5 protein-coding genes and 1 pseudogene are annotated in these 6,432 nt (G+C 73.1%); 2 read left to right on the forward strand and 4 right to left on the reverse strand.

Features of this window, described 5'->3' with window-relative positions:
• Positions 1–82 precede the first annotated feature (82 nt).
• From ACVV2G_RS26675 to ACVV2G_RS26685, 3 genes are all read right to left on the reverse strand, one after another.
• Positions 83–1,129 carry a FecCD family ABC transporter permease gene (locus ACVV2G_RS26675; RefSeq protein WP_453845309.1) on the reverse strand — a complete coding sequence of 349 codons (1,047 nt, stop codon included), beginning with the start codon at positions 1,127–1,129 and terminating at the stop codon, positions 83–85.
• Entirely contained in the window at positions 1,126–2,172 is a 1,047-nt protein-coding gene (locus ACVV2G_RS26680; RefSeq protein ID WP_453845310.1) for a FecCD family ABC transporter permease, read from the reverse strand. Before ACVV2G_RS26680 ends, ACVV2G_RS26675 begins: the two co-directional genes overlap by 4 nt.
• Positions 2,173–2,353: 181 nt before the next feature.
• Positions 2,354–3,385 (reverse strand): HAD hydrolase-like protein, encoded by a 1,032-nt coding sequence (locus tag ACVV2G_RS26685; protein ID WP_453845311.1) that lies wholly within the window; start codon positions 3,383–3,385, stop codon positions 2,354–2,356.
• A 71-nt stretch (positions 3,386–3,456) separates the two neighbouring features.
• Between ACVV2G_RS26685 and ACVV2G_RS26690 the strand changes: the two genes are divergently transcribed.
• Positions 3,457–4,749 carry a DUF1015 domain-containing protein gene (locus ACVV2G_RS26690; RefSeq protein WP_453845312.1) on the forward strand — a complete coding sequence of 431 codons (1,293 nt, stop codon included), beginning with the start codon at positions 3,457–3,459 and terminating at the stop codon, positions 4,747–4,749.
• A gap of 72 nt (positions 4,750–4,821) precedes the next feature.
• Here the strand turns inward: ACVV2G_RS26690 and ACVV2G_RS26695 are convergent, their stop codons facing one another.
• Positions 4,822–5,571 carry a tetratricopeptide repeat protein gene (locus ACVV2G_RS26695; RefSeq protein WP_453845320.1) on the reverse strand — a complete coding sequence of 250 codons (750 nt, stop codon included), beginning with the start codon at positions 5,569–5,571 and terminating at the stop codon, positions 4,822–4,824.
• A 120-nt stretch (positions 5,572–5,691) separates the two neighbouring features.
• Here ACVV2G_RS26695 and ACVV2G_RS26700 point away from each other — a divergent pair.
• Positions 5,692–6,432 (forward strand): annotated as a pseudogene (locus ACVV2G_RS26700) (hypothetical protein); the annotation flags it as partial.

Genomic DNA, 6,432 nt, shown 5'->3' on the forward strand with positions numbered 1-6,432 from the left:
GTTGTTCGGTCCGCTGCGGTTCCGGTCGTTCCGTCCGCTGCGGTTCCGGTCGTCCGTCCGATGCGGTTTCCGGCACCGGCGCTCATATCCGGCCCGCCTTGCGTTCGGTGACCAGCAGCCACAGCAGGTAGACACCGCCGACGACGCCGGTGACCACGCCGACGGGCAGCTGGTCGGCGCCGAAGGCCCGCTGCGAGATCCAGTCGGCGCCGACCAGGAGGGCGGCCCCCATGCACAGGGACGGCAGGAGGTTGGGGCCCGGCGAACGGGTCAGGCGCCGGGCGAGCTGCGGGGCGGTGAGCGCGACGAAGCCGACCGGCCCCGCGGCGGCGGTGGCGGCGGCGGTGAGCAGTACGGCGGCCACCATCAGCAGCGCCCGCACGCGCTCGACGCGCACACCGAGGGCGTACGAGACGTCGTCACCCATCTCCATCATCCGCAGCGCCCGTCCGTTGGCGAGGACGAGCGGCACGAGTACGGCGCACAGCCCGAGCAGCGGCCATACCTGGTCCCAGTCCCGGCCGTTGAGGGAACCGGTCATCCAGACGACGGCGCGGGACGCGTCGACGATGTCGGCCCGGGTGAGCAGATAACCGTTGACGGCCGTGACGATCGCGGACACGCCGATACCGACCAGGACCAGCCGGTAGCCGTGCACGCCCCGCTTCCAGGCGAGCAGATAGATGGCGAGACCGGTCACCAGGCCGCCCACGAGCGCGCCGACGGTGACCTGCGCCGAGGACCCGGAGAACAGGACGATCATCGTGAGGGCACCGGCCGTCGCGCCCTGCCCGAGGCCGAGCACGTCCGGGCTGCCGAGCGGGTTGCGCGAGATGGCCTGGAACAGCGCGCCGCCCAGACCGAGCGCGGCGCCGACCAGCAGACCGACCAGGACCCGGGGCAGCCGCAGTTCGTTGACGATGAACTCCTGGCCGGCGTCGCCCCCGCCCACCAGGGTCCTGAGGACGTCGGCCGCCGGTATCTCGAAGTCCCCCGTGCCGATCAGCACCACGCTCGCGGCGAGCGCGACGACCAGCAGGAGGACGACGACGACGGTCGCCCGCACGTCCAGGCGGAACGACAGCCCGCCCGGGCTCCGCACCGCACGGTTGGTCTTCACGCTCTTCACAGCTGGGCCGTCCTCCGCCGTCGTACGAGATGGATGAAGACCGGCCCGCCCAGGACGGCGGTGACGATCCCGACCTGGAGCTCCGAGGGCCGGGCGACGATCCGGCCGAGCACGTCCGCGCCCAGCAGCAGCACGGGCGACAGGATCGCGGCGTACGGCAGGATCCACCGCATGTCGGGCCCGGTGAAGGAGCGGACGATGTGCGGCACCATCAGTCCGACGAACACGATGGGCCCGCAGGCGGCGGTCGCGGCCCCGCACAGCACGGTCGCGGCGAGCATGGACAGCGCCCGGGTGCGGTTCAGGTTGGCGCCGAGCGCCCTGGCGGTGTCGTCGCCCATCTCCATGGCGTTGAGCGGCCGGGAGAGCGCGAGGGCGAGGACCGTGCCCACCACGAAGAACGGCAGCACTTCCCTGATGGTGCCGTCGGTCGCCGAGGAGAGCGAACCGACCGTCCAGAAGCGCATCCTGCCGAGCGCCGCGTCGTCCAGGATCATCACGGCCTGGAGGTAGCCGAAGAGCGCGGCGCTAATCGCGGTTCCGGCCAGCACCAGGCGCACCGGCGTGGCCCCCCGGCTGCCGCCCAGGAACCAGACCAGCGCGCCCACCCCCGCCGCACCGGCGAAGGCGAACCAGACGTATCCGGTCAGCGACGTGACGCCGAAGAAGGAGATGGCCGTGACGACCGCCGCGGAGGCGCCCGCGTTGATGCCGAGCAGCCCCGGATCGGCCAGCGGATTGCGGGTGAGCGCCTGGAGTACGGCTCCGGCGAGGCCAAGGGCGGCTCCGGCGAGCAGACCGAGCACGGTCCGCGTCAGCCGCTCGCCCACCACGACGTCGCCGTAGGTGCCGGAGTCGTGGAAGAGGCCGTGCCAGACCTGCGCCAGCGACAGGTCCTTCGCGCCGATCACGATGCTCGTCACCGCGATGCACACCAGGAGGCCCGCGGAGACGGGCAGCCCGACGACACGGAGGGCACGGCGCTTCGGGGGTGGCGCGGGGGCGGTCTCCGCGCGCTGTTCGGGGGGACTGTCGACCAACACGCAGTTAGGTTAGCCTACCCTGCCAATCAATCACGATCCCGAGGACATCGCCTGCTCCGGCTCACGGCGGACTCCCCGCCGCGACCGCGACGTGCACCGCAGCCGTGGCCGTATCCCCTGACCATGACCTCACCGCACCTGCGGCTACGGCTGGAGGCGGCCCGTCTCCCCGGACGACGGATCACCACCCCAGTCGCGCCAACGCCTTCCCCGGGTCCAGCGCGCACCCCGTCGTTCCGCCCGCCGTCCAGGCCGCGGCGCACAGGGCGCGCAGTCCGTCCAGCGCCGCTCCGTCGCCCTCCAGCTCCAGCCGCTCCTCGCCGGCCGTCGCCGTCCAGCCGCCGCAGCGGAAGCCGGCGTCCCCGTCTCTCGTGACCTCCGGCTGCCCGGTCAGCAGGCCGCGCAGATCGGCGTCGACGTAGGTCGGCCGGTGCTGCGGCGGTGCCGCCAGCACCTGCGCACCGTCCGTGACGCCGGTCAGGACGAGCAGCGAGTCGACCTCCCCGTTGAACGCGCCCTCGATGTCCGTGTCCAGCCGGTCCCCCACCACCAGCGGCCACCGGGCACCGGTCCGCAGGATCGTCTCCCGGTGCATGGGAGGCAACGGCTTCCCCGCGACCTGCGGTTCGGCCCCCGTGGCTATCCGGACGACCTCCACCGCCGCCCCGTTGCCCGGCGCGATCCCCCGGGCGCCCGGGATCGTCAGGTCGGTGTTCGACGCGTACCAGGGCACGCCCCGTGCGATGGCGTAGCAGGCCTCCGCGAACCGCCCCCACGGCAGCTCGGGCCCGCCGAAGCCCTGCACGACGGCGGCCGGATCGTCCTCCGCCGACTCCACCGGCTCCAGGCCCCGCTCCCGCAGCGCCACCCGCAGCCCCTCGCCGCCGATCACCAGCACCCGTGCACCCGACGGCACCTGTTCGGCGATCAGCCGGGCCACCGCCTGTGCCGAGGTGATGACGTCGTCGGCGCCCGTCGGTATGCCCAGCTCGGTCAGGTGCCGGGCGACCGCGTCGGGGGTCCGGAGCGCGTTGTTCGTGACGTACGCCAGGTGCATGCCGCCCGCCCCCGCGGTGGCGAGCGACTCGACGGCGTGCGCGATCGCGTTCCCCCCGGCGTACACCACTCCGTCCAGGTCGAGCAGCGCCGTGTCGTACGCCTCGCTCAGGCCCCGCCCACTGCCCTCGGGCCTCGTCCTGACGCTCCGGCTCATGTACATCGCTCCTCGTTCGACGCCTTTCCCCCGATCATCCCCCATGCCACCGACACACGTACGATGCCGGGATGAACACAGGAGGTCACCCGGAAGCAACGGCGCACCGGGGCCTGGAACTCACCCCGTTCCGAGGCCTCCGCTACGACCCGGACCGGGTCGGCAGCCTGGCCGCCGTGACGTCACCGCCGTACGACGTCGTGGTCCGTCCCGACGGCCTGCTCCACCTCGAGTCCGCCGATCCGCACAACATCGTCCGTCTGATCCTGCCTCAGGCCGTCACGCCCGAGGCGCGCAACGACCAGGCGGCCCGCACACTGCGGCGCTGGGTGTCCGAGGGCGTCCTCGCCGCCGACCCGGAACCTGGCCTGTACGTCTACGAACAGCGCGACGGCGACGGCATGCTGCAACGCGGCCTCATCGGTGCCCTGCGCGTGTCGGACCCCTCCGAGCAGGTCGTCCTGCCGCACGAGGACGTCATGCCGCACGTCGTCGCCGACCGCGCGGCCCTCATGCGCGCCACCTGCGCGAACCTCGAGCCCCTGCTCCTGACCTATCGCGGCGACGGTGCCACCGCGGCCACGACCACGGTCGTGGAGCGCACCGCGGGACAGCCGCCGCTGCTCTCGACGACCACGGAGGACGGCTACTGCCACCGCCTGTGGTCGGTCACCGACCCCGGCGACCTGGCCCGCGTCCGCGCCGAGCTGGCCGGGCAGCAGGCCCTCATCGCCGACGGCCACCACCGCTGGGCGACCTACCGCAGGCTCCGCGCGGAGCACCCCTCCCCCAGCCCGTGGGACCACGGTCTCGTCCTCCTGGTCGACACCGCCCGCTATCCGCTCCGGGTCCGCGCCATCCACCGCCTGCTGCACGGCCTTCCGGTCGGCGACGCGGTGGCCGCCTTGAGCGACCGCTTCCGCGTCCGCCGCCTGGACACTCCCCTGGCGCCGTCCATGGCCGCCCTGGCGGAGGCGGCCGAAGCGGGCAACGCCTTCCTGCTCGCCGGTGACGGCGCCTTCCACCTGGTCGACCGGCCGGATCCCGGGCTGCTGGCCGACACGGTCCCCGCCGACCGTCCCGAGGCGTGGCGCACCCTGGACGCCACCGTCCTGCACACCACGCTCCTCGCGCGCGTCTGGCGCGTTCCCGACGACTCCGCGGCGCACATCTCCTACATCCACGACACGGCGGCCACGGTCGAGAAGGCGGAGCGCGACGGCGGTACGGCGGTACTGATGCACCCGGTCCGCGAGGAGGTCGTCCGCGACCTGGCCCGACAGGGCGTCACCATGCCCCGCAAGTCGACGTCCTTCGGCCCGAAGCCGGCCTCGGGCCTGGTCCTGCGCGCGCTGGACCTGTGACCCGGCGCGGCGAAGGGGCGGAACCGTGCGCCGCGTGCGCCGGTCCCGCCCCTTCGCCGTCACCTCGTGGAGTCAGTCCTTCTCGCCGTCCTCGGCGGAGGAGTCCTCCACGCGGTTCACGCCCTCGTCCTCGCCGTCGCCCTCGTCGAGGGCGTCCATGAACTCGACACCTTCCAGCTCGGCGAGCCGGTCGGAAGCGTCCGTACTGCCGTCCCGGTCGGACTCCACGGCCTTCGCGAACCACTCCCGCGCCTCCTGTTCCCGGCCGGCGGCCAGCAGCGCGTCGGCGTAGGCGTACCGCAGTCGCGCGGTCCAGGGCTGTACGGAGTTGGAGGCCAGTTCGGGGCTCTGCAGCGTCACGATGGCCGCGTCCAGCTGCCCCATGTCCCGCCGGGCGCCGGCCGCGACGAGCCGCATCTCGACCTGACCGGCCTTGTCCAGCTTGTGCACCTCGGGAGCGCCGGCCATGTCCAGCGCCTTCTCCGGCCGGCCGAGCCCCCGCTCGCAGTCGGCCATGACCGGCCACAGCTCGACGGACCCGGTCATCCGGCGCGCGGCCCGGAACTCGGCCAGGGCCTCGCTGTACTTCTGGTTGGCGTAGGCGGCGAACCCACCCGCCTCCCGTACGGCGGCGACACGGGACGCCAGACGCAGGGCGACCTTGGAGTAGGCGTACGCCGCTTCCGGGTCCTCGTCGAGGAGACGGGCGACCATCACCAGGTTCCTGGCGACATCCTCGGCGAGCGTCTTGGGGAGGCTCTGCAGCTCCTGCCGTACATCCTTGTCGATCTCGTCGCCCGTGACCTCCTCGGGGATCGGCAGGCGCTTGATCGGCTCCCGGTCACGGTCCCGCTCCTCACGGAAGCGGCCACCGCCGCCCTGCCGGTCGTCCCGCCCGCGGAAACCACCGGGCCGCCCGCCACGGTCGTCGCGACGGGGTCCGTGTCCCCCACGGTCGTCACGGCCACGGAACCCACCGCGGTCACCACGGTCGTCACGGCCACGGAACCCACCGCGGTCACCACGGTCGTCACGGCCACGGAACCCACCCCGGTCACCACGGTCCCGGTCACCACGGTCCCGGTCGTCACGCCGGTCGTCCCGCCGGAAGCCACCGCGATCGCCCCGGTTGTCGTCCCGACGGAAACCACCACGGTCACCACCACGGTCCCGATCGTCACGCCGGAAACCACCGCGATCACCGCGGTCGTCACCACGACGCTCACCACGGTCGTCGCGACGGAAGGACGGGCGGTCCCCACCCCGGTCACCCCGGTCGTCACGACGGAAGGACGGGCGGTCTCCACCCCGGTCACCCCGGTCGTCACGACGGAACGAGGGACGGTCCCCACCCCGGTCGTCACGACGGTCGTCACGGCGGAACCCGCGGTCACCACCGCGGTCACGGTCATCACGACGCGGCCCACGGTCACGGTCGTCACGCCGGTCGAACCCACCACGGTTGTCGTCGCGCCGGTCGTCCCGTCGGAAGCCACCGCGATCGCCCCGGTTGTCGTCCCGACGGAAACCACCACGGTCACCACCACGGTCCCGATCGTCACGCCGGAAACCACCGCGATCACCGCGGTCGTCACCACGACGCTCACCACGGTCGTCGCGACGGAAGGACGGGCGGTCCCCACCCCGGTCACCCCGGTCGTCACGACGGAAGGACGGGCGGTC

The sequence above is a fragment of the Streptomyces sp. JK94 genome (genome assembly GCF_053613315.1).